The 23,047-nt window shown below is 63.7% G+C and carries 26 protein-coding genes; 13 read left to right on the top strand and 13 right to left on the bottom strand.

All coding sequences use genetic code 11. The features are described 5' to 3' along the window. Positions 1-73: 73 nt before the first annotated feature. The 10 genes from AC0L3P_RS11850 to AC0L3P_RS11805 form a co-directional block, all read right to left on the bottom strand. A complete protein-coding gene (locus AC0L3P_RS11850) occupies positions 74-1,048 on the bottom strand; it encodes a type II secretion system F family protein (RefSeq protein WP_473301961.1) in 975 nt (324 codons plus the stop codon). A 9-nt stretch (positions 1,049-1,057) separates the two neighbouring features. Then, entirely contained in the window at positions 1,058-2,035 is a 978-nt protein-coding gene (locus AC0L3P_RS11845; protein WP_473301960.1) for a type II secretion system F family protein, read from the bottom strand. A gap of 16 nt (positions 2,036-2,051) precedes the next feature. Continuing rightward, positions 2,052-3,515, bottom strand: a complete 1,464-nt coding sequence (locus AC0L3P_RS11840; protein WP_275172290.1) for a CpaF family protein — start codon at positions 3,513-3,515, stop codon at positions 2,052-2,054. Positions 3,516-3,536: 21 nt separating this feature from the next. After that, positions 3,537-4,805, bottom strand: coding sequence for a CpaE/TadZ family protein (locus tag AC0L3P_RS11835; protein WP_473301959.1), 1,269 nt, complete (start codon positions 4,803-4,805; stop codon positions 3,537-3,539). Further along, positions 4,802-5,539 (bottom strand): CpaD family pilus assembly protein, encoded by a 738-nt coding sequence (locus AC0L3P_RS11830; protein ID WP_473301958.1) that lies wholly within the window; start codon positions 5,537-5,539, stop codon positions 4,802-4,804. The genes AC0L3P_RS11835 and AC0L3P_RS11830 overlap by 4 nt, the downstream gene beginning before the upstream one ends. Positions 5,540-5,556: 17 nt before the next feature. After that, complete coding sequence (locus AC0L3P_RS11825; RefSeq protein ID WP_473302090.1) at positions 5,557-7,032, bottom strand: type II and III secretion system protein family protein; 1,476 nt, start codon at positions 7,030-7,032, stop codon at positions 5,557-5,559. 11 nt (positions 7,033-7,043) lie between these two features. Continuing rightward, the gene (gene cpaB / locus AC0L3P_RS11820; protein ID WP_473301957.1) at positions 7,044-7,841 is read right to left on the bottom strand and encodes a Flp pilus assembly protein CpaB; all 798 of its coding nucleotides are present in this window, start codon (positions 7,839-7,841) and stop codon (positions 7,044-7,046) included. Between the two features lie 127 nt (positions 7,842-7,968). Next, complete coding sequence (locus AC0L3P_RS11815) at positions 7,969-8,493, bottom strand: A24 family peptidase (protein ID WP_211394541.1); 525 nt, start codon at positions 8,491-8,493, stop codon at positions 7,969-7,971. Positions 8,494-8,616: 123 nt separating this feature from the next. Beyond that, positions 8,617-8,757 carry a hypothetical protein gene (locus AC0L3P_RS11810; RefSeq protein WP_473302103.1) on the bottom strand — a complete coding sequence of 47 codons (141 nt, stop codon included), beginning with the start codon at positions 8,755-8,757 and terminating at the stop codon, positions 8,617-8,619. Positions 8,758-8,830: 73 nt separating this feature from the next. Continuing rightward, the gene (locus AC0L3P_RS11805) at positions 8,831-8,995 is read right to left on the bottom strand and encodes a Flp family type IVb pilin (protein ID WP_106941836.1); all 165 of its coding nucleotides are present in this window, start codon (positions 8,993-8,995) and stop codon (positions 8,831-8,833) included. 260 nt (positions 8,996-9,255) lie between these two features. Here AC0L3P_RS11805 and AC0L3P_RS11800 point away from each other — a divergent pair, with 260 nt between their 5' ends. From AC0L3P_RS11800 to AC0L3P_RS11785, 4 genes are all read left to right on the top strand, one after another. Beyond that, positions 9,256-10,083 (top strand): sterol desaturase family protein, encoded by an 828-nt coding sequence (locus tag AC0L3P_RS11800; protein WP_275172285.1) that lies wholly within the window; start codon positions 9,256-9,258, stop codon positions 10,081-10,083. A 153-nt stretch (positions 10,084-10,236) separates the two neighbouring features. Next, complete coding sequence (locus AC0L3P_RS11795; RefSeq protein WP_275172284.1) at positions 10,237-10,731, top strand: pilus assembly protein N-terminal domain-containing protein; 495 nt, start codon at positions 10,237-10,239, stop codon at positions 10,729-10,731. A 259-nt stretch (positions 10,732-10,990) separates the two neighbouring features. Continuing rightward, entirely contained in the window at positions 10,991-11,569 is a 579-nt protein-coding gene (locus AC0L3P_RS11790; RefSeq protein WP_275172283.1) for a TadE/TadG family type IV pilus assembly protein, read from the top strand. Positions 11,570-11,592: 23 nt separating this feature from the next. Next, positions 11,593-12,213, top strand: coding sequence for a TadE/TadG family type IV pilus assembly protein (locus AC0L3P_RS11785; RefSeq protein ID WP_275172282.1), 621 nt, complete (start codon positions 11,593-11,595; stop codon positions 12,211-12,213). A gap of 101 nt (positions 12,214-12,314) precedes the next feature. Here AC0L3P_RS11785 and AC0L3P_RS11780 read toward each other — a convergent pair whose 3' ends face one another. The 3 genes from AC0L3P_RS11780 to AC0L3P_RS11770 all read right to left on the bottom strand — a co-directional run bounded on the left by AC0L3P_RS11780 (position 12,315) and on the right by AC0L3P_RS11770 (position 14,703). Continuing rightward, a complete protein-coding gene (locus AC0L3P_RS11780; RefSeq protein WP_007599788.1) occupies positions 12,315-12,527 on the bottom strand; it encodes a cold-shock protein in 213 nt (70 codons plus the stop codon). A gap of 269 nt (positions 12,528-12,796) precedes the next feature. Further along, positions 12,797-13,084, bottom strand: a complete 288-nt coding sequence (infA, locus tag AC0L3P_RS11775) for a translation initiation factor IF-1 (protein WP_007599789.1) — start codon at positions 13,082-13,084, stop codon at positions 12,797-12,799. A 23-nt stretch (positions 13,085-13,107) separates the two neighbouring features. After that, positions 13,108-14,703 (bottom strand): DEAD/DEAH box helicase, encoded by a 1,596-nt coding sequence (locus tag AC0L3P_RS11770; protein WP_275172281.1) that lies wholly within the window; start codon positions 14,701-14,703, stop codon positions 13,108-13,110. 480 nt (positions 14,704-15,183) lie between these two features. On the opposite strand from AC0L3P_RS11770, the gene urtA reads away from it, so the two are divergent. The 9 genes from urtA (at position 15,184) to AC0L3P_RS11725 (ending at position 23,033) form a co-directional block, all read left to right on the top strand. Then, positions 15,184-16,506, top strand: a complete 1,323-nt coding sequence (gene urtA, locus AC0L3P_RS11765; RefSeq protein WP_473301954.1) for an urea ABC transporter substrate-binding protein — start codon at positions 15,184-15,186, stop codon at positions 16,504-16,506. A gap of 84 nt (positions 16,507-16,590) precedes the next feature. Further along, the gene (gene urtB / locus AC0L3P_RS11760; RefSeq protein WP_473301953.1) at positions 16,591-18,198 is read left to right on the top strand and encodes an urea ABC transporter permease subunit UrtB; all 1,608 of its coding nucleotides are present in this window, start codon (positions 16,591-16,593) and stop codon (positions 18,196-18,198) included. Beyond that, positions 18,195-19,373: an urea ABC transporter permease subunit UrtC gene (gene urtC / locus AC0L3P_RS11755; protein WP_473301952.1), complete on the top strand. Its 1,179-nt coding sequence runs from the start codon at positions 18,195-18,197 to the stop codon at positions 19,371-19,373. The genes urtB and urtC overlap by 4 nt, the downstream gene beginning before the upstream one ends. Further along, positions 19,370-20,131 (top strand): urea ABC transporter ATP-binding protein UrtD, encoded by a 762-nt coding sequence (gene urtD / locus AC0L3P_RS11750; protein WP_275172278.1) that lies wholly within the window; start codon positions 19,370-19,372, stop codon positions 20,129-20,131. Before urtC ends, urtD begins: the two co-directional genes overlap by 4 nt. A 3-nt stretch (positions 20,132-20,134) precedes the next feature. Beyond that, positions 20,135-20,830, top strand: coding sequence for an urea ABC transporter ATP-binding subunit UrtE (gene urtE / locus AC0L3P_RS11745; protein ID WP_007605420.1), 696 nt, complete (start codon positions 20,135-20,137; stop codon positions 20,828-20,830). 31 nt (positions 20,831-20,861) lie between these two features. Continuing rightward, complete coding sequence (locus tag AC0L3P_RS11740; RefSeq protein WP_473301950.1) at positions 20,862-21,692, top strand: urease accessory protein UreD; 831 nt, start codon at positions 20,862-20,864, stop codon at positions 21,690-21,692. A 24-nt stretch (positions 21,693-21,716) separates the two neighbouring features. Beyond that, positions 21,717-22,019 (top strand): urease subunit gamma, encoded by a 303-nt coding sequence (locus AC0L3P_RS11735; RefSeq protein WP_473301949.1) that lies wholly within the window; start codon positions 21,717-21,719, stop codon positions 22,017-22,019. 111 nt (positions 22,020-22,130) lie between these two features. Then, complete coding sequence (locus tag AC0L3P_RS11730) at positions 22,131-22,436, top strand: urease subunit beta (RefSeq protein WP_473301948.1); 306 nt, start codon at positions 22,131-22,133, stop codon at positions 22,434-22,436. 57 nt (positions 22,437-22,493) lie between these two features. Then, positions 22,494-23,033: an HD domain-containing protein gene (locus AC0L3P_RS11725; RefSeq protein WP_275172275.1), complete on the top strand. Its 540-nt coding sequence runs from the start codon at positions 22,494-22,496 to the stop codon at positions 23,031-23,033. Positions 23,034-23,047 lie beyond the last annotated feature (14 nt).

The following is a 23,047-nucleotide window of genomic DNA, read 5'->3' as shown; positions in this document are numbered from 1 at the left end:
CAGACGTGATCTTCCAATCTTGATCGTCCAATCTTGAAGGCAGCCGCGGACCGTGCGCGGTCCGCGTCTAACGTCATTGCATCTCGGTGACCTTGATGCCGGTCGGTCCGAGAATGACGACGAACAGCACCGGCAGGAAGAACAGGATCATCGGCACCGTCAGCTTCGGCGGCAGTGCTGCGGCCTTTTTCTCGGCTTCGTTCATGCGCATGTCGCGGTTTTCCTGCGCCATCACCCGCAAGGAGTGGCCGAGCGGGGTGCCGTAACGCTCCGCCTGCTGGAGCGCGAGACATACCGACTTGACGCCCTCGAGTCCGGTGCGCCGCGCGAGGTTCTCGTAGGCGACCTTGCGATCCTGCAAATAGGACAGCTCGGCCGTGGTCAGGGTGAACTCCTCCGACAGCGCGATCGACTGGCCCACGATTTCGACCGCGACCTTCCGGAATGCCATCTCGACCGACATGCCGGACTCGATGCAGATCAGGAGCAGGTCGAGCGCGTCGGGAAAGGCACGCCTGATCGAGAGTTGACGCTTGGAGATCGCGTTCCTGAGGAACAACATCGGTGCCTGAAGTCCGAGATAGGCCGCACCCACGCAGATGCCGATCTTGATCGGCATCGATTGCTGCATATGCGCGATCAGGAACACGTAGACGATCGAACCGACGAACAGCACGATCGGGGCAACCAGGCGGGCAAACAGGAAGGTGATGTAGGGCGCCTGGCCTCGATAACCTGCCATGATGAGCTTGTCCCGCGCAGCTTCCTGCGCGAGCCATTTGGTCAGGTTGAAGTCGTCGACGACCTTCGAGACGAGCTGCTTCGGCGTTTGGCGCAGCGAGACTTTTTCACTCTTGTGGAGGCGCTCGCGCTCGCGCTGCCGGATGCGCTCACGTTCGTTCGCCACCGCCTTCATGCGCTTGGAAAGGCCTTCGCCGGCGAACAGCGGCATCACCAGTGTATAGACGGTGGCGCTGGCGGCAATGGCCGCCAGCAGCATCGTCATGAAGTGGACGTCGTGAAGTTTCGCAACGAGGAACTCTACCATAAGGCACCATCAGAAGTCGAAATTGATCATCTTCTTCATCACCATGATGCCAATCGACATCCAGACGACGCAGCCGACCAGCATGAGCTGGCCGGTGGGATGAGTCCAAAGAATCGAGATGTATCCCGGCGTCGTGAGGTAGACGAGGAACATCACGATCGGCGGCAGCGAGCCGATGATGCCGGCCGAGGCCTTGGCTTCCATCGACATCGCCTGGATCTTCTCCTTCATCTTCTTGCGGTCGCGCAGCACCCTGGAGAGGTTACCGAGTGCTTCGGAGAGGTTGCCGCCCGATTTCTGCTGGATCGAGATGACGATGCCGAAGAAATTGGCCTCGGGCAGTGGCATCCGATCATAGAGTCGCGTGCAGGCCTCGCCGAGCGGCATGCCGATCGCCTGCGTCTCGATGATGGACAGAAATTCGGAGCGCAGCGGCTCCGGCGCGTCGGCGGCGACGACCTTGATTGATTCGAACAGCGGCAGGCCCGCCTTGATGCCGCGGACGATGACGTCGACCGCGTCGGGCAGCGCCTTCAGGAATTTGGCTTCGCGGCGCTTCTTCAGGAAGCTCAGCGCCCAGCGGGGCAGACCGAAGCCGCCGGCAAAAGCGAGGCCGGCGGCACCGAGCAGGCCGCCCCCAATGAACAAGGCGAGCGCGAACAGCACGCCCGCCACGACGGCGGACACGATCCAGAATTTCTGCGGCGCCCAGTCGAGGCCGGCCTGCGACAGGCGAACACTTAGCGGTACGCTCTTCTCCTGCTGGCGCCGCGCCTCGAGATCCTTGAGCGAGGTTTCGACCTGCTCGCGGCGCGAGCGCTGCGTCTTCTCGGCCGCGCGGGCCGTGGGCGCCTCGGCGCGCGAGATCGAGGCGCGGCGGCTCTCGGCCTTCCGTTCCCCGGACAGCATTGGATAAAGGAAGACCCAGGCGATGCCCCCGACAGCGGCGGTGGCAAGGAAGGCGAGGGCAAGGACTTGCATGTTCACGGCTGCGTTGACCTGCTCACGTCGTGGGCGCCACTTCCGCGGCGTCGAGCGCCGCGGCAAGGCGCTTCTCTTCGCCGTAATAGCGGGCGCGTTCCCAGAACTTCGGGCGGCCGATTCCGGTAGACCGGTGCCGGCCGATGATCTTGCCGTTGGCGTCCTCGCCGACCATGTCGTAGAGGAAGACGTCCTGGGTGATGATGGTGTCGCCTTCCATGCCCATCACTTCGGTGATGTGGGTGATGCGGCGCGAACCGTCGCGCAGGCGCGCGGCCTGGACGATGACGTCGATCGAGGCGCAGATCATCTCGCGGATGGTGCGTGAAGGCAGGGAGAAGCCGCCCATCGTGATCATGGATTCGCAGCGCGATAGCGCCTCGCGCGGGTTGTTGGCGTGCAGCGTGCCCATCGAGCCGTCATGGCCGGTGTTCATGGCCTGGAGCAGGTCGAACGCCTCGGGTCCGCGGACTTCGCCGACGATGATGCGCTCGGGACGCATACGCAGGCAGTTGCGCACCAGCTCGCGCATGGTGACCTGGCCCTCGCCCTCGATGTTGGGCGGGCGGGTTTCCAATCGCACCACGTGCGGCTGCTGGAGCTGGAGTTCGGCGGCGTCTTCGCAGGTGATGACGCGCTCGTCGTGCTCAATGTAGTTGGTCAGGCAGTTGAGCAACGTGGTCTTGCCCGAGCCCGTACCGCCGGAGATCAGCACGTTGCAGCGGACGCGGCCGATGATCTGTAGGATTTCCGCGCCCTCCGGCGAGATTGCGCCGAACTTGACGAGCTGATCGAGCGTCAGCTTGTCCTTCTTGAATTTGCGGATGGTGAGCGTGGGGCCGTCGATCGACAGCGGGGGCACGATGGCGTTGACGCGGGAGCCGTCGGCCAGGCGCGCGTCGCAGATCGGCGAGGATTCGTCGACGCGCCGGCCGACCTGGCTGACGATACGCTGGCAGATGTTGAGGAGCTGCTGATTGTCGCGGAAGCGGATACCGGTGCGTTGGATCTTGCCGGCGACCTCGATGTAAACGGTGTCGGCGCCGTTAACCATGATGTCGGCGATGTCGTCGCGCGACAACAGCGGCTCCAGCGGACCGTAGCCGAGGACGTCATTGCAGATGTCGTCGAGCAGCTCTTCCTGCTCGGCGATCGACATCACGATGTTCTTGATCGCGATGATCTCGTTGACGATGTCCCGGATTTCCTCGCGCGCGGACTCCGAATCGAGCTTGGCGAGCTGGGCGAGGTCGATGGCCTCGATCAGCGCGCCGAAGATGGTCGCCTTGACCTCGTAATAATTGTCCGAGCGGCGGGCTTCCATGGTCGGCGCAGGCTTCGCCGGGGCAAGGGGCGGCGAGGAGACTGCCGGCGGCGGCGGCACGCGCGACACGGTCGGCGCCGAAGCCTGGGCAGGCTCTGGCGACACGGCACCGGGCTTTGGGGCCCGAGGGTCGGTGTCTGTTCCGCTACGCTTACCGAACACTTAAAAACTCCATGCGGCGACCTATTTTCCCCGCAACTTCTCAATCAGGGGTGAAAGCAGGGACGACTTTTGCTTCTTCGTTTCGCTTCGGCCGGTCAGGCGCTGGGCGATCTGAAGGAACATCTCGATCGACTTATGGTTGGCCGAGATCTCTGCGATCATCTGGCCGTTATTGGCTGCCGAGCCGAAGATCTGCGGCTCGAACGGGATCGAGACGACCGGCTGGCTCTCGATCGCCTTGGCGAACTCCGCCGCGGCGATTTCGGGCCGTTTCGGCACGCCGACCTGGTTCAGACAGTAGAGCGGCGGACGGTCGTTGGGGCGCGCGGCCTTCAGGAGATCGAATAGGTTCTTGGTGTTGCGCAAATTGGCGAGGTCGGGCGCCGCCACGATCAGGATGTCGTCCGCTCCGATCAGCGCGCGTTTGGTCCAGCCGGACCATTGGTGCGGAACGTCGAGCACGATGCAGGGCATGGTGGAGCGCAGCGTGTCGAACACGGCATCGAAGGCGTCGACGCCGAAATCATAGACCCGGTCGAGCGTCGCCGGCGCCGCCAGCAGGCTGAGGTGGTCAGTGCATTTCGACAGCAGGCGGTCGATGAAGGCGGTATCGACGCGATCGGGCGAGAACACGGCGTCGGCAATGCCCTGCGGCGGATCCTGGTTATAGTCGAGCCCGGCAGTGCCGAAGGCGAGGTCGAGGTCGGCGACGACCGCGTCCATCGCGAGATCGCGGGCGATCGCCCAGGCGACGTTGTGGGAGATGGTTGACGCGCCGACGCCGCCCTTGGCGCCGACCACGGCGATGATGCGGCCGACGGCCTTGGCTTCCGGCGCCGAGAACAGGTTGCAGATCGAGCGCACGACGTCGATCGCGCCGACCGGCGCAAGCACGTAGTCGCTGACGCCGCGGCGGACCAGCTCGCGGTAGAGCATGACGTCGTTGATGCGGCCGATCACGACCACGCGGGTGCCGGCGTCGCAGACGGTCGCGAGATGGTCGAGGCCGCCCAGGAGGTCGTTGCGGCCGTCGCTTTCGAGCACGATCACGTTCGGCGTGGGTGCCGAGCGATAGGCTTCGACCGCAGCCGCCATACCGCCCATCTGGATCTTCAAATGGGCCTTGCCGAGACGGCGGTCTTCGCCGGCCGACTGCACGGCGGCCGCCGTTTCCACGGTCTCGCAGAATGCCTGGACGGAAACGCGCGGCGCAGGCGCAATATGCTCCTCGACCGGCGGGAGCGATGCCTCGGTCTGCTCTTCTTGGGGCTGGCGAGCGTAGCTGATCATCTGCCGGTGTCGCTGAGTTTGGCCTTGTCGGCCTCGGGATAGGCGACCGCCGTCGGCATTCCCTTGCGATATTTTTCGAACGCGGCGGTGCGCCGCGCCGTGTAGGACGGCGTTTCGGGCCGCGGCTGCTCGAGATCCGAAGGATTGTCGACCATCGCCGCGAGGTTGCGCTGATAGGCGCAGCCGTAGTTGTAATAGTCCTTGTTCTCGAACCAGCGTTTGTTCTTCATCGAAGGTCCGATGTCTTCCGGCCACAGGCCGCAGGGACCCGCGACCGCGGCGATCTTGGAATAGGTGAGCCGGATCGGCGGCAGGAAGCGCCTGTCTTCCGGCTGGTAAGAGCGGGCGATGACGCCGCGCGGCGGAACGCCCGCCGCCGACAGCATTGCCTGGATTTCGCGCATCGTGTCCGCGACTGGACGCGCGTTGGGCGTGCCGGACGGCACGTCGATCCGGATCGCGCCGGTGCCTTCGTGCATCCAAGCCGACGCGACGCCCATCACGTCGGCACGCTGGGCGGCGGTCAAGCCGCCGCGGGCATGGCCGACGAAGACGACGATGGAGCGATTCTGCTCCTCGATCGCGATCGGATGGCGCTGCTTGTAGTCGTCGGGAATGGAGGCCGTGACCGCTTCGTCATGCTGGCAGCCGCCAAGGGCGAGCGCCATGCCGACGAGCGCGCCGCCGAGGTGGATGGCGCGTCTGCGAATCTGGGGTGGTTTAGTGATCTTCATGAAGTCCCCGTTCCGCCTCAGTCGGTGATGAAGCCGTAGGTGCCGCGGTAGTTCTTGGCCGGTTCGGTCCGGCCGGGCACGCCGTAGATGCGGTTGATGTTGCCGAGCAGTTCGGCCTGCGGATCCGCAGGCGCGGAGAAGCCATCATCCGGCCGCGACAGATCCTTTTGCGCAACTGCGCGAACGATGTAGGGCGTCACGATCACGACCAGCTCGGTCGCGTTGTTGACGAAGTCGCGGCTGCGGAACAGCGTGCCGAGGACCGGGAGCTGCATCAGGCCCGGCAGTCCGCTGACCGCTTGCTTGGTCTGCTGCTGGATCAGGCCGGCCATCGCCATCGCGCCGCCGGAGGGAATCTCCAGCGAGGTTTCTGCGCGGCGGGTCTTGATCGAGGGCACCGTGAGCGAGTTGACCGAGGTCGAGGTCACGGCCTGGGACAGCGTGATCGCGTTTTCGTTCGAGAGCTCGGACACCTCGGTCATCACCCGCAGGCTGATCTTGCCCTCGGTGAGAACGACGGGGGTGAAGTTGAGCGAGATGCCGAACTTCTTGAAGCTGATCTGGGTGGTACAAACGTGTGTGGTGGGGTCGCACGCATAGCCCGCAGGCACCGGAAATTCACCGCCGGCGATGAACGTTGCCGATTCACCGGAGATCGCGGTCAGGTTCGGTTCGGCCAGCGTCCGGATCACGCCCGCGGTCTCCATCGCACGCAGCGTGGCCTGCACCGACGGGGCGCCGCCGAACTTGGTGGTCAGGTTATTGCCGTCGACGAGGTTGTGGCCGAGAGCCGTGAACGGATTGGAGTTGCTGAAGCTGACGACCGAGGTGCCGTAGCTGAGGTTGGCGGTGAGGTCGATTCCGAGCTGCTTGATGATGCTGCGCTGCACTTCGGCGACGGTCACCTTGAGCATGACCTGGTCGCGGCCGCGGACCACGATCGAGTTCACGACCTTCTCCGGGCCGCCGGCGAGGCGCGCAGCGAGGTCGTTGGCCTGCTGGGCTTCGACAGGATTCGCGGCCGAACCGGTCAGGATAATGCCGTCCCCCAGCCCGTCGATCTGGATGTCTGAATTCGGCAGGACCTGCTTCAGCGCGGCCCGCACGCCGTTGAGGTCGCGCTTGACCGCGATGTCATAGGCCGCGATCTGCTGGCCGGCGGAATCGAAGAACACAATGTTGGTCTGGCCGATCGAGGCGCCGATGATGTAGGCGCGCTGCGCCGAGCGGACGACCGCATTGGCGATCTTGGGATCGGCGACAAGCACGTCCTTGATGTCGCGCGGAAGGTCGATCACGATCGACTTGCCTACGCCGAGCGAGAGAAATCGCGCGTTCATCTGGCCGTCGGCCGCAGCCTGGGCCACAGGGCGATAGTCGGCGGCGACCACTGGGGTCAGCACCGGGTTGAGCGCGAGCGCGACGGCGGCCGAAAACGACAGGGCGCGGACCACGGGGGTTCGCATCGTCGCCAACTTCGCCCTGCATTTCATATCGACAGTCCTCATCGTGCCTTCGCCGTCGAGCTTGGGATACCGTACCGAATGATCGAAACGCCATCGCGCTTCTGCGCGGAATCATCGAGCGTGATCTCGCTCAGCTTGACGTCGACGATGCTGCGCAGCGCCAGCGAGAGCGTGCCGCTCTGGCGTGCGGAGGAGAGCGTCGCGGTCTGCGCAGGATTGAGCTCGAGGGTGACGGTCTTGCCGACCACCGCGTTCTGCCCGTCCTTCTCCTTCGGCGCCTGGTCGATGGCCAGGACGCGGATATTGGCCAGGATGATCTCGGTCGTGATCACATCAGGAGCGCCGCTGGTCTGGTCAGGGTTCTTGAGACGGCGCGTCAGAAGCACGTCGACGCGGTCGTTGGGCAGGATGAAGCCGCCCGCGCCGGTCTCCGGCGAGATCTCGGTCGAGATCGCCCGCATACCGGTGGGCAGGATTGCCGCCATGAAGCCGGAGCCTTCGGCCTTGACCAGCTTCTGGTCGCGGATCGGCTCACCCTGGATGAACGGAGATCGTGCGATCGAGCCGGTGACCTGGGTTACTCCCTCGGGGCGCTCGTTGCGGCGGATGAAGGTGGCGCTGGCGGTCGCGGACGGCCATGTCTGCCATTGCACGTCTTCCGGCTTGACGGTCTGGCCGAGGCCGATGTCGTTCTTCGCGACCAGGACGTCGACGGTGGGAAGCTGCGCGATCGGAGCCGGAGGCGGTGCAGAATTGTCCGAGCCGCTCGCCAGATACGCGGCGACACCGCCAGCGCAGATGGCGACCGTCAGGACGACAATGCGTGCCCTATTCATACGCTTCACTTTCCAACAAACGCTGCGACGCTGACGCCGCCGTAATCGGCAGTTGACCAGCTATTCGTCAAAGCATGGTTAATGAGGCGTATCTAAATCGCCTTAACGCCGGGTTTACCCGATGCGTTCAGCGCAATGCGAGGTGAGCGAGGTCGATCGCCTTCACCCATTCGGTCTCCGGGTAGACCATCAGCGCACTCAGTGCGAGCGCGATGCCGTAGGGAATGCCGCTCTCCTTGGCGTGCAGTCGCGCGAGCCAGGCCTGGCCCGCGAGCCCGTATGGCAGCGGCCACTGCCGGAACTGGAGCAGGAGTAGCGTCAGCGCCCCGCCGAACAGCGAGGCGTAGAGCAGGAAATTCATCAGCTGCGCGAACCCGAACCAGAGTGCGACGGAGGCCGCAACCTTGGCATCGCCGCCGCCGACCCAGCCCATCGCAAAACAGGTGAAGGCCACGACCAGGACAAGCGCGCCGGCGCCGACATGGCTCAGCATCTCGTAAGGTGCCATGCCACCGGCGAGTGCGAGCGCGAAAAAGCCGGCGACCAGCGCCAGCGATACGCGGTTAGAGATCGTCATTGTGAAGAGATCGCTCGCGGCGGCAAACGCCATCAGGGCAGGGAAGAGCAGAAGGCGCGCAAGGTCGAGGATCATGGGCTGCGTCTTGAGGCCTGGGGTTTGCCGCGGAGCTGGCGTCGCCGGATTCTAGCCGGCAGTGCTAAACAAACCGAAAACGGCGGCGGCGGTCTCGAGGAGCGAAACCCGCCGAAAGCGTGCTCACCAGAGGAAGGCGATGCGTGCGGCGAGCGCGACCGTCGCAAGCAGCAGGGCAAGGCAGACCCAGTAGGCCGGCGAGCCGGTCTGCGCCGCCTCCGCCGCGTTGGCCGCGACCGCGGCATCGGTTCTGTACTTGCTCAACGCCACTGGAACTCGCCGTCTGAAAAACAAAGGCCCCGGAAGTCCGGGGCTTTTGCAGTCGTTCGTCGATCGCTTACTTCAGCGAGGTGCTGATCGAGGTGAACTTGGCGTTCAGCGTGGTGCCGAGATTGTTGACGACGGTGATGATGGCCAGCGCGATGCCGGCGGCGATCAGACCGTATTCGATGGCGGTGGCGCCGGATTCATCTTTCGCGAAACGCGCAATCAGGTTCTTCATGAACAAAACTCCATCTGGGGTGGGATCGCCTCGTTCGGCGTTGTGCTTGACGCAATAACCATGAGATCCGAGCTCTTTCGGGAGAGTTAATTCGATCGGGCAAACCCGCCTGCCGCTGGCCAGAGTGAATTTCGCCTTAAGGTGCGAGCTGCGATTCATTCCGGTTCCGGATGTGCAGCAAGCGCAGCACCGGCTTCACCGTCCCTTAAATTTGGGGGAGTACGCGTAGGCGGGACCTGCAATTCGCAAGAGAGGCGACAATGTCGAGCCTGCCCATGGAAATCGCCCTGATGCTCGGCGAGACCATCGCGAAGGTGATCCCCACGACCTTCGCGCTCGCGGTGGTCTTCACCGTGCTCGAGCATGTCTGGGCCTGCAATCCCGGTGTGCCCTGGTGGCGTAAGCGGGAGATCGTCACGGACATCTGCTACTGGTTTGTCGTTCCGGTGTTCGCGCGCGTCATGCGGATCAGCCTTCTGATCGTCGGCGCGAGCTTCGTCTTCAACATCCATGATGCCGACGGGCTCATCGCCTTCTACGACAATGGCCACGGCCCGCTGTCGCTATTGCCGCTCTGGGTTCAGGCCGTGCTGTTCCTGGTGCTGTCCGATTTCATGCTGTACTGGCTGCACCGGCTGTTTCACGGCGGAGGGTTCTGGAAGTACCACGCGATCCATCACTCCTCGGAGGAGATCAGCTGGATTTCTGCGGCCCGCTTCCATCCCGTCAATCTCGTGCTCGGTACGATCGCGGTCGATGTCGTGCTGCTGATGGCCGGCATTTCGCCGAACGCCATGGTCTGGCTCGCCCCGTTCACGACCTTCCATTCGGCCTTCGTGCACGCCAACCTGAACTGGACCTTCGGGCCGCTCAAATATGTGCTGGCGACGCCGGTGTTCCACCGCTGGCACCACACCTCGCTCGCAGAGGGCGGCGACACCAATTTTGCCGGCACGTTCCCGATCTGGGACGTGCTGTTCGGCACTTTCCGCATGCCCGAGGGGCAACTGCCGCAGGATTACGGCAAGGATGAAGCCACCATGCCGAAGGAAATCGGAGGGCAGCTTGCCTATCCGTTCCGTCGCTAGGTTCTCAAGGGCCGCGAAACGCCAGTCCGTTCAAACAATAGTCGGCGAATTTGCGGAACGTTCACGAATTGAGGGCAGGTTAGCCGGGTCGGGCACCGGCTCGGCTGTTATCTGATCGCTTCTGCCGGTTTGTCACGTCCCGGGGGTAAGAGTATGCGTAAACAACTTCTGCGCCGTCATGCGCGCGTGTGTCTTCTGGTTGCGGCCGCGGTGCTGGCGTCGCCGGCTACCGTCGTTGCCGAGTCCGCCGATACCATCGCCGTCAATGTCGACCAGGCCAAGCTGGTGCGGCTGCCTGGCAAGGTGGCAACCATCGTGGTCGGCAATCCCCTGATCGCCGACGTCACGCTCCAGCCCGGCGGCATGATCGTCGTCACCGGAAAGGGCTATGGCGCCACCAATTTCATCGCGCTCGACCGGGGCGGCGAGATCCTGGTCGACCGCCAGATCCAGGTCGAAGGTCCGAGCGATCGGCTCGTGACCGTCTATCGCGGGATCGACCGGGAGTCCTACAGCTGCGCGCCGCTTTGCCAGCGCCGCGTGACGCTCGGCGACAGCGACACCTACTTCAACAGCGCGATGAGCCAGGCCGGTTCGTTGAGCGGCTCGGCCAGCGGCAGTGCCGGTGCGGGCGCCAAGACGAACTGAGCAAGACGAACTGAGCAAGACGAACTAAGCAAGACAACCAGCGAGTTTGATTGGCGGGTTTGCCGGGGCAAGGATCGTCCCCGCCCGACGCACGCGCGCGAGTTTCTCTCTCCGTGCCCTCGTCTCCATGCCCTGGTCGTTCGCGGTTAACCGGCCCTTAACGGCCCGGGCCGCCCCGTGCGGATCGCCTGAAACACTTAAACAATCAGTTTCCGCTACTGAACATGGCAGATCATTGCTGCTGCCGCTGGGGAATTTGATGCCTTCGCCTGCACCTACGAGGTTTACGCTCCTCGCCACGCTGCGCCGGTTTCGCGGCAGCCGCCGCGGCTCCGCAGCCGTCGAGTTCGCGCTGGTCGCACCGATGTTCTTCGCACTGCTGTTCGCCGTCATCGAGACGGCGCTGATGTTCTTGGCGAGCCAGGTGCTCGAGAGTGTCTCGCAGAATTCTGCGCGCGCGTTGCTGACCGGGCAGGCGCAGGCGCAATCCGGCTCGCTGGCGGCCTGCGCGGTGTCCGGCGTGAGCAAGCCCTGCACGCAAACGACGTTCAAGGCTTACGTCTGCAGCCAGATCCCGGCGCTGTTTGATTGCAGCAAACTCTATGTCGACGTCGTGAGTACAAATTCCTTCGGCGCGCTAAGCCTCACCAACTATGGCAATTCCTGCAGCTTCAACCCGACCGGCGTGCAGTACGTTGCCGGGAGCGGCGGCCAGGTCGTCGTGGTGCGGCTGTTCTATCAGTGGCCGCTCTTCGTCACCGGCCTTGGCTTCAACATGGGCTGCAGCAACAAGCGGCTGCTGGTGGCGACCGCGGCCTTCAAGAATGAACCCTTTTGAGACAGATGGATCCGAGCGCACCGATGCAGGCGATTGCGAATATCTGGAGGAATGCCCGTAGCTCCGTGCGCGACTTCGTCGCCGACAGGCGTGCGATCGCGGCGACCGAGTTCGCGGTCATCGTGCCGCTAATGCTGGTGATGTTCTTCGGCACCGTCGAATTTTCGTCGGCCGTGGCGATCAATCGCAAAGTCACAATGATTGCACGGACTCTGTCCGATTTGACGTCGCAGTCAACATCGGTCGACAATGGCGACCTGCAGGACACGTTCACCGCAAGCATATCGATGATCATGCCTTACGACGCTACGCTTGTGAACGGCACGGTGGTTCAGATCAAAATCGATTCAAGCAGTGTCGCCAAGATTCAATGGAGCAAGTCCGCCACCATTGCGAACGGTGCGACGCAGGCCACGCTGACGGCTCCGCCCCCGGCTCTGGCTCAGGGTACCACGGTCACCTCGATGATTCCGCCGACGCTCTTGATCCCGTCGACCTACCTCATTTTCAGCCAGGCGAGCTACGTGTACACGCCTTCCGTCAAGTTCGTCCTGAAGTCGGGCATCACGCTGAGCGATGTCTCCTACACGCGGCCGCGCCAGGTCACCTGCGTTCCTTACACCGGCGTAGTGTCGCCGTGCTGAAATACGAGAGCAGATCCTGGATTGAAAAAAGGCCGGGCGTCGCGTCCGGCCTTTTCCTTGATTTGTTCGCTCGAGCCGATCGGGGCCCGTAAGCGGTAGGCTCAACCGGCGGAGCGGAGATTGTCCGCTGCCGACTTGCCGGAACGGCGGTCGGCCACGATCTCGTAGGAGATCTTCTGACCTTCGCGCAGCGTGCCGAGGCCTGCACGCTCCACAGCGCTGATGTGGACGAACACGTCCTGGCCGCCATCGTCGGGCTGGATGAAGCCGAAGCCTTTGGTCGCGTTAAACCACTTCACGGTTCCCATGCTCATGGGGGTAGTCCCTTCTCAGATAACACAATGTCAGAGCCCGCTTGCGCGGACAGGTTAGATCGAATTTTTGGAAGGGTCGTCAGCGTGTCTGAACCGGCTGTACCGGTGGATGCTAATGTCGTCCGGCCGAAAATCGATTAATTCATTTTATTGGAAACAGAGTCCCAAAACAATGCTGACGTGCACGATTTTTTGATCCGCCGTGATGGTCACGGCGGATCAGCATACAGGTCGGAATTTCAGGTCCGCGCTCGCGCGCTGGGCCCCGACTAGCGTCTGCGGAACTGGCCGCCGCGCTGTCCGGGACGCGGAGGTCCGCCCATCCCGCTCGGACGTTCGTCCTTGTGGCGGAAAATCAGCCGGCCCTTTTCGAGGTCATAGGGCGACATCTCCACCGTCACGCGGTCGCCCGCCAGAGTCTTGATGCGGTTCTTCTTCATCTTGCCGGCGGTGTAGGCGACGATCTCGTGTCCGGCGTCGAGTTGCACGCGGTAGCGCGCGTCGGGGAGGATTTCGGTGACCAGTCCTTCGAACTGGATCAGCTCTTCCTTAGCCATGAATTTCTCCAGGTCGTGGACGGCTAGTGCGAATGGGGTTTGCGGTTCGGTTGGCCGTTCGGCCGACTCTCGCGGCGCAAAAAGGCAACGCCTTGTATCCCATCAGACGCCCCGGCGCTATGCGCGGAACGCTGTTCCGGACGGCCGTTTGGCGAAGAATGCGCCTTGCCGCCGGCGTGGTCGCGACGAGGAGCCTTCGAAGCCTTCGGGCCACTCCCGGGCCGTGCGTCAGCACGCCTGGCGTCGCCATGCCGTCCCTCGCCGGGCCTTCCGTCGCCCTGCTTGGCGGCACTGTGGTGTCGCCCGTCCGCATGCCTTTCGTCGGCACGGCGACCGTCACCGTGGCGTCCCTCACCATGCCTTGCGCCTTGCGGACGCTGGCCCGGGCGGCTCGGCCGACCCTGTCGTTGCTGCTGCGGGGGCGGGCCCGCATCGCGGCGGCCGGCGTCGGTACGGCGATCCTCACGCGGCAGCGCCACCTTGATCAGCCGCTCGATGTCGCGGAGATAGCTGAGCTCCTCGCCGCCCGCGACCAGCGAGATCGCGGTGCCCTCGGCACCCGCGCGCGCGGTGCGGCCGATGCGATGCACATAGGTCTCCGGCACGTTGGGCAGGTCGAAATTGATGACGTGGGTGATGCCGTCGACATCGATGCCGCGGGCGGCGATATCGGTGGCGACGAGCGTGCGGATCTCGCCGGTGCGGAACAGCGCGAGTGTCCGTTCGCGGTGGTTCTGCGACTTGTTGCCATGGATGGCGCTGGCGGGAATGCCGGCCTTCTCGAGCGTCTTCACCACCTTATCCGCGCCGTGCTTGGTGCGGGTGAAAACCAATGCGCGGTTGACCTGCTCCTGTTTCAACAGCTGGGCGAGGAACGCCGGCTTCGCGGAGAAGTCGACCTGGATGATGCGCTGCTGGATGCGCTCCACGGTCGAGGAGACCGGGGTCACCGCGACGCGGGCGGGGTCGCGCAGCATGGCGTCGGCCAGCTCGGCGATGTCCTTCGGCATGGTGGCCGAGAAGAACAGCGTCTGCCGCTTGATCGGCAGCTTGGCGACGATTTTGCGGATGTCGTTGATGAAGCCCATGTCTAGCATGCGGTCGGCCTCGTCGAGCACGAGGAACTCGACGCTTCCAAGCTTCAGTCCGTTGCTCTGCACGAGGTCGAGCAAACGGCCGGGGGTGGCGACCAGCACCTCGACGCCCTGCATCAGCGAGCGGACCTGACGGCCCATCGGCACGCCACCGATGGCGAGCGTCGAAGACAGGCGGATGTGGCGGCCATAGGCGTTGAAACTGTCGAGGATCTGGCCGGACAGTTCGCGGGTCGGCGACAGCACCAGGACGCGGGCCGTCTTCGGCTGCGGCTTGATGCGATTCTCGAGCAGGCGGTGCAGGATCGGCAGCGCGAAGGACGCAGTCTTGCCGGTTCCGGTCTGGGCGATGCCGACGACGTCGCGGCCGGTCAGCGCGGTCGGAATCGTCTGGGCCTGGATGGGGGTGGGGGTGACGTAGTTCTCTTCGGTGAGAGCACGCGCGATGGGTTCGGCGAGGCCGAAATCCTGAAACGAAGTCAAAAGATGGGTTCTTTCCATGTCAAAAGCGGGCGCCCGGCGCATTCAGCGCGGCGCGCGCAAAAGGGTGTCGAGAGGGACACCTGCGTGTTTGGGGTGTCGGATGGCTTGATGGGATGGGGCAAGCCAGACGCCCGCAAGGGCTTAAGAACACGCGGCTCGCAACGGTCTCCTGATTCGCAGGAGGCCTCGGCTCCCATATGGAACATTGAGGCGGCGCTTTCAAGGCACACCCCACACAAACGGCGATCGCGGCGCAGAAATAGTTATGCCGGAAATTTAGCCAGAGCGAGAAATTTGCTTAGAAATTAACCTGCCTGCCGCATTCGCATACATTTGAATTGCTCAAAGTTTAGGCGGCTTGGCCATGGCGGCCCTTCGTTTTATCTAAATTTTTTCAGCGGAATCAATGCGTTAATAGGTGTCTAATCCATGGCACGGTTCTTGCGAATCCGTTAATCGCAGGCGGCCGTTGGGGCCGTTTCGCAGCGTTTTTCACGTCTGCGTCAGGGAGATGAGACACTCATGCAAAGCAAATCCACTCACGATATAGCGGCGCCATTTAGCCGCCGTGGCGTTCTCGCCGCGACCGCCGGACTGATGCTTGGTCTGGCTTCCATTTCTGGTGCGAAAGCCGCGGACGACACCATCAAGGTCGGCGTGCTTCATTCCCTCTCCGGCACCATGGCCATCAGCGAAACCACGCTGAAGGACACCATCCTCTTCCTGATCGACGAGCAGAACAAGAAGGGCGGCGTCAACGGCAAGAAGCTCGAAGCCGTCGTGGTCGATCCCGCTTCGAATTGGCCGCTGTTCGCCGAGAAGGCGCGCGAGCTGATCACCAAGGACAAGGTCTCGGTCGTGTTCGGCTGCTGGACCTCGGTGTCGCGCAAGTCGGTGCTCCCGGTGTTCAAGGAGCTGAACAGCATCCTGTTCTACCCCGTGCAGTACGAGGGCGAGGAGAGCGAGCGCAACGTGTTCTACACCGGTGCCGCGCCGAACCAGCAGGCGATCCCCGCCGTCGACTATCTGATGAAGGACGAGAAGGTGAAGCGCTGGGTGCTCGCGGGCACCGACTACGTCTATCCGCGCACCACCAACAAGATCCTGGAAGCCTATCTGAAGTCCAAGGGTGTCGCCCAGGAAGACATCATGATCAACTACACGCCGTTCGGTCATTCCGACTGGCAGACGATCGTGGCCGACATCAAGAAGTTCGGCTCGGCCGGCAAGAAGACCGCGGTGGTCTCGACCATCAACGGCGACGCCAACGTTCCCTTCTATAAGGAGCTCGGCAACCAGGGCATCAAGGCGAAGGACATCCCGGTCGTCGCGTTCTCGGTGGGTGAGGAAGAACTCGCCGGCATCGACACCAAGCCGCTGCTCGGCCATCTCGCCGCCTGGAACTACTTCCAGTCGATCAAGTCGCCGGAGAACGAGAAGTTCATCAAGGCGTGGCAGACCTACACCAAGAATCCGAAGCGCGTGACCAACGATCCGATGGAAGCTCACGTGATCGGCTTCGACATGTGGGTCAAGGCGGTCGAGAAGGTGAAGTCGACCGATCCGGACAAGGTGATCGATGCGCTCCCGGGCATCGAAGCCAAGAACCTGACCGGCGGCACCTCCAAGATGCTTCCCAACCATCACATCACCAAGCCGGTGTTCATTGGCGAAATTAAAGCCAACGGCCAGTTCGACGTGGTGTGGAAGACCCCGGGTCTTGTCGCGGGCGACGCCTGGTCGAAGGAGCTCGACGGCTCCAAGGACCTGGTCGGCGACTGGGTTGGCAAGAAGTGCGGTAACTTCAACACCAAGACCAACAAGTGTCTCGGTTCGGGCTCCTGATCCGGATCTGACGCTCCATTGCACGATCGGAGAAGGCGGCGATCCCGCCGCCTTCTCCACCCTTTTCTGCCGGGGTCTTTCACAGTGCCAGCCAATTTGTCCGCCCGCCTCTGTTCGCTCCTGCTCTCGTTATTCCTGATCGCGTTCGCACTGCCGGCCTTCGCCGGCCCGTTCGAGGATGCGGTCGCCAAATTCGCCAACGATGATTATTCCGACACGGAAGAGGCGATCGGCGTCGTCGCGAGCAGCGGCAATACGCTGGCCTTTCCGATCATCAGCGCGCTCCAGGACGGCCGGCTCATGGCCGATCCCGATAGCAAGAAGGTTTACGTCACCGGCGCGGACGGCAAGTCGATTGATGCCGCGACCGGTCAGGCCGTGGCCAGCATACCCGACAGTGCAAGCGCGGTCCGCCTCAACAACCGCCTGCGCCGCAGCGTCGATGCCGCGATCGGGAGCCTGACGCTGCAGTCACCGGACATCGGAGCGCGGCTCCAGGCCGCGCAATCCGTCTTCAAGTCGCATGAGGAGACGTCGCTCGAAGCCGTCGATGGCGCGCTCGCCAAGGAAACCAACCGATCCGTCAAGGCTGCGCTCGGCGACGCCCGTGCGGCGATCTTGTTGTTCAAGCCTGACGCCACCGAGGTCGAGAAGCTCGAAGCTGTTGCCACCATCAAGGCGCGCGGCGACCAGGAGGCGATGGCGCTGCTCACCGGCATGGGCGACCAGCCGGCGTCGGTGACCAAGGCTGCCGCGAGCGCAATCGGCTCGATCCAGAGTTCGCTCGCGGTCTGGTCGATGGTGCAGAATGCCTGGTACGGCCTCTCGCTCGGTTCGGTGCTGCTGCTTGCCGCGATCGGGCTGGCCATCACTTTCGGCGTGATGGGCGTCATCAACATGGCCCATGGCGAGATGGTGATGATCGGGGCCTACACCACCTTCGTGGTGCAGGAGGTGATCCGCACCCGCTATCCCGGGCTGTTCGATTACTCGCTGCTGATCGCGGTGCCGCTCGCCTTCCTGGTGGCGGGCGCGCTCGGCGTCGTGATCGAGCGCAGCATCATCCGCTTTCTCTATGGCCGTCCGCTGGAGACGCTGCTCGCGACCTGGGGCCTGTCGCTGGTGCTGCAGCAGGCGGTGCGCACCATGTTCGGTCCGACCAACCGCGAGGTCGGCAACCCCTCCTGGATGAGCGGTGCGTTCGAACTCGGACAGATCACGATTACCTATAACCGGCTCTGGATTCTTGTCTTCACGCTCGCGGTGTTCGCGATCCTGCTTGCGATGCTGCGCTACACGGCACTCGGGCTCGAAATGCGCGCAGTGACGCAGAACCGCCGCATGGCGGCCTCGATGGGCATCGCGACTTCGCGTGTCGACGCACTGACCTTCGGCCTCGGCTCGGGCATCGCCGGCATCGCCGGCGTAGCGCTGTCGCAGATCGACAATGTCAGTCCCAATCTCGGCCAGAGCTACATCATCGACAGCTTCATGGTGGTGGTGTTCGGCGGCGTCGGCAATCTCTGGGGCACGCTGGTCGGCGCCTTCACGCTCGGCATCGCCAACAAATTCCTGGAGCCGGTCGCCGGCGCCGTGCTCGGCAAGATCGCCATCCTCGTTCTCATCATCCTGTTCATTCAAAAGCGGCCGCGCGGCCTGTTCGCGCTCAAGGGCCGTGCGGTGGAAGCATGACCCCTCACATGCTGACGCGATCGCTGGACCGCGGCGCGACGATCTTCCTTGCCGTCGTCGTGGCCTGCGGCATCCTCATCCCGCTCTCCAACCTGCTGCTGCCCGCGGGCTCATTCCTGCAAGTACCGACCTATCTCGTCGCGCTCTGGGGCAAATATGTCTGCTACGCCATCCTGGCACTCTCGATCGACCTGATCTGGGGCTATTGCGGCATCCTCTCGCTCGGCCACGGCGCCTTCTTCGCGCTCGGCGGCTACGCGATGGGCATGTATCTGATGCGGCAGATCGGCAGCCGCGGCGTCTACGGCAACCCGATCCTGCCGGACTTCATGGTGTTCCTGAACTATTCGAAGCTGCCCTGGTACTGGTACGGCTTCGACATGTTCTGGTTTGCCGCGCTGATGGTGCTGATCGTGCCGGGGCTGCTGGCCTTTTGCTTCGGCTGGCTCGCCTTCCGATCCCGCGTCACGGGCGTGTATCTGTCGATCATCACGCAGGCGATGACCTATGCACTGCTGCTCGCCTTCTTCCGCAATGATTTCGGCTTCGGCGGCAACAACGGCATGACCGACTTCAAGGACATTTTGGGCTTCAACGTGCAGGCCGAGGGCACGCGTGCTGCGCTGTTCGCGCTGAGCTGCCTGGCGCTGATCGCCGGTTTCCTGATCTGCCGCGCCATCGTCTCGTCCAAGCTCGGCAAGGTGCTGATCGCCGTGCGTGATGCGGAATCGCGCACGCGCTTCCTCGGCTACCGCGTCGAATCCTACAAGCTGTTCGTGTTCACGGTGTCGGCCTGCATGGCTGGCGTCGCCGGCGCGCTCTATGTGCCGCAGGTCGGCATCATCAACCCGAGCGAATTCGCTCCGGGCAATTCGATCGAGGCGGTGATCTGGGTTGCGGTCGGCGGCCGCGGTACGCTGGTCGGCGCTGCACTCGGCGCCGTCGTCGTCAACTACGCAAAGACGTTCTTCACCTCCGGCATGCTTGCGCCCTATTGGCTGTTCATGCTGGGCGCCATGTTCATCCTGGTGACGCTGCTGCTGCCCAAGGGTATCGTCGGCACTTTCAACGCCTGGTGGGACTCGTCGAAGGAAAGGCGCCTCGCGGAGAAAACAACGAGCGCCGCGGCCGAAGACGGCGTCACCGAACCCAAAATGGCGGAGGAAGCGCAATGAACGTCATGGACACTCGCGCGACCTCCGCAATGCTCTATCTCGACGGCGTGCACGTCTCGTTCGACGGCTTCCACGCCATCAACAACCTCTCGCTGACGCTCGAGCCCGGCGAGATGCGCGCCATCATCGGCCCGAACGGCGCCGGCAAGACCACGATGATGGACATCATCACCGGCAAGACCAAGCCTGACGAAGGCACGGTGCTGTTCGACGGCGTCACCGATCTGACGCGGCTGGACGAAACCCGTATCGCCGAGCTCGGCATCGGCCGTAAATTCCAGAAGCCGACCGTGTTCGAGAGCCAGACCGTGCAGGACAACCTGTTGCTCGCGCTCAATGTCGACCACAGCGTCAAGGGCACGCTGTTCTGGCGCGGCAGCCGGGCGGAATCCGAACAGATCGACAAGGTGCTGGAGACGATCCGCCTCACAGATGCCCGCAGCCGTCTCGCCGGCAGCCTCAGCCACGGCCAGAAGCAGTGGCTCGAGATCGGAATGCTGCTGGCCCAGGATCCGAAACTGCTTCTCGTCGACGAGCCCGTCGCCGGGATGACCGACGTCGAGACGCATCTCACCGCCGAGCTGCTCAAGCAAATCAACAAGACCCACACCGTGATGGTGGTCGAACACGATATGACGTTCGTGCGCGAGCTCGGCGTCAAGGTCACTTGCCTGCACGAGGGTACCGTGCTCGCGGAAGGCACCATCGACCAGGTCTCGTCCAACGAGCGGGTCATCGAAGTCTATCTGGGGCGCTGAGCGATGCTTGAGGTCAAGGACATCAACCTGTTCTACGGCGCGGCGCAGGCGCTGCGCGGCGTCTCGATCGCGGCCGAGCCCGGCAAGGTCACTTGCGTGCTCGGGCGCAACGGCGTCGGCAAGACGTCGCTCCTGCGCGCCATGGTCGGGCAGTACCCGATCTCGTCGGGCGCGATCGTCCTCGACGGCAGCGATATCACGGGCCTGAAGCCCTATGAGCGTGCGCGCAAGGGCATCGGCTTCGTGCCGCAAGGCCGCGAAATCTTTCCGCTTCTGACAGTCGAGGAAAACCTCAAGACCGGCTTCGGCCCGCTCAGGCGCGAGGACAAGCACATTCCGGACGACGTGTACTCGCTATTCCCGGTGCTGCAATCCATGCTCGGCCGGCGCGGCGGCGATCTCTCCGGCGGCCAGCAGCAACAGCTCGCGATCGGGCGCGCGCTCGTGATGCGGCCAAAGCTGCTGCTGCTCGACGAGCCGACGGAGGGCATCCAGCCCTCGATCATCAAGGACATCGGCCGTGCCATCTCGTACCTGCGCAACCTCGGCAACATCGCCATCGTGCTGGTCGAACAATATCTCGACTTTGCCTGCGAACTCGGCGACAGTTTTGCGGTGATGGATCGCGGCGCGGTGAAGTTCACCTGCGACCGCTCCAATCTGGACGCGAGCGAAATCAGCCGCCAGATGGCGCTGTAGGCCATTCTGCCGCGACCGGCTGGGGAGGCGGATGCGCAGCGACGTTCTAGCGACATCTTCGGTGTTCGACGCCAACCGGGCCCGCGGCGCGGTGCGCTTCGACGTTCACGCGCGCGACGGTGTGACGCGGCGCGGGATCTTGCATGAGTCCGGCTCCCTGCGCGTGCGCTTCCCTTCGCCGGAGGACGAGGGTCTCTCCGGCGTGTTCGTCAACACGGCCGGCGGTGTCGCCGGCGGCGACCGCTTCGACATCGAGATCGCGGCCGCAGATAGGTCGAAGCTGACGCTGACGACGGCGGCCGCGGAAAAGGTCTACCGCGCGCCAGGGCAGGCGGCGGAGCTCAATATAGCGCTGAAGGTTGCCGCAGGCGCACATCTCGGCTGGCTGCCGCAGGAGACGATCCTGTTCGACCGGGCGCGCGTGCGGCGTCGATTCGACATAGACCTCGATGCGACTGCCTCGCTCCTGCTGTGCGAGATCGTGGTGTTCGGCCGTACCGCGATGGGTGAACGGATGGAGCAGGGCGAGTTCGTCGACCGCTGGCGGCTGCGTCGCGGCGGCAAGCTGGTGTTCGCCGAGACGGTCAGGCTGGACGGCAATATCGGCGCCAAGCTTGCGCGATCGGCGGTGGCCAAGGGCGGCGCTGCGATCGGCACGGCGCTGATCGTGCCCGGCGACGAGGCCCTGATCGAGCGTCTCCGCGAGGCCTCGGAATCCTTCGCCGGCGAGGTCGGGATATCCGCCTGGAATGGCTTTGCAATGGCGCGGTTCTGTGCCCAAGATGCGGCGCGCTTGCGCGGTGACATGATGGCCGTATTGGCGCGCACCGGCGCGGCGCTACCGCGACTCTGGTTGAATTGACGAAGTGAACGGAAGAGATTTCGCATGAACCTGTCTCCCCGCGAAAAGGACAAGCTTCTGATCTCGATGGCGGCGATCGTAGCCCGCCGCCGGCTGGATCGCGGCGTCAAGCTCAACCATCCCGAGGCGATCGCGCTCATCTCCGATTCCATCCTCGAGGGCGCGCGGGACGGTCGCACCGTCGCCGAGTTGATGCAGGCGGGCGCGCAGGTCCTCAACCGCGACCAGGTGATGCCGGGCATTCCCGAGATGATCCACGACATCCAGGTAGAGGCGACCTTTCCGGACGGCACCAAGCTCGTCACCGTGCACGAACCGATTAGGTAGTTTTGAATTCGTCATTCCGGGGCGCCTGAAGGGCGAACCCGGAATCCAGCAATTGTTGATCGAGATTCCGGGTTCTCGTTGCGCGAGCCGCGGAATGACGAGGAGGATAGAATGATCCCCGGCGAACTCTTCATCCAGGACGGCGAGATCGAGCTCAACGCCGGCCGCAAGACGGTGACGCTGACGGTTGCCAACACCGGCGACCGCCCGATCCAGGTCGGCTCGCATTACCATTTCTTCGAGACCAACCCGGCCCTGAAGTTCGACCGTAAGAAGGCCCGCGGCATGCGCCTCGACATCGCCGCCGGCACCGCGGTTCGCTTCGAGCCGGGCCAGACCCGCGACATTCAGCTCGTCGCGGTGGCCGGGAAGAAGACGATCTACGGATTCCGCGGCGACGTGATGGGGAAGCTGTGAATTCCACAGGAACGAGCGTGGCGCGGCACGGTTGAGGCGAAAACGGAGGACTTTGCCATGCTGTCACCTGTCCGCCTCGTCTCCGAAGCCGCCGAACTCGCCGCGCGTCGCCACAACGGGATGGCGCGCAAGGGCCGCGGTCATGAGCCTTACATCAACCACCTCGCCGAAGTCGCGAACCTGCTAGCCACCGCGACCGACGGCGCCGACGCCGAACTCGTTGCAGCCGGCTGGCTGCATGATGCGATCGAGGACACCGACACCACGCGCGAGGAGCTCGCGCAAAAATTCTCCGACCGTGTCGCGTCGCTTGTCGAGGAATGCACCGACGATATGAGCCTGCCTAAGCCGGAGCGGCGGCGGCGTCAGGTGCTCGACGCACCGAAAAAATCGGCTGGCGCCAGGCTGATCAAGATCGCCGACAAGATCAGTAATATCGGCGCGCGCGTACATTCCGATCCGACGGCCGAGGAACGTGACGACCTCGTCGATTACACCGACTGGGCCGAGCAGGTTGTCGCCGGTTGCCGCGGCGACAACTCTTGGATCGATACGACATTCGACGACATGGTGCTTACAGCGAGGACCTCGCTGTGAGCGCCGATCCAACA

This window comes from Bradyrhizobium sp. WSM4874 (assembly GCF_055811835.1).
Note: the sequence above shows the minus strand (reverse complement) of the source record. Positions and strands in the feature narration are given on the sequence as shown.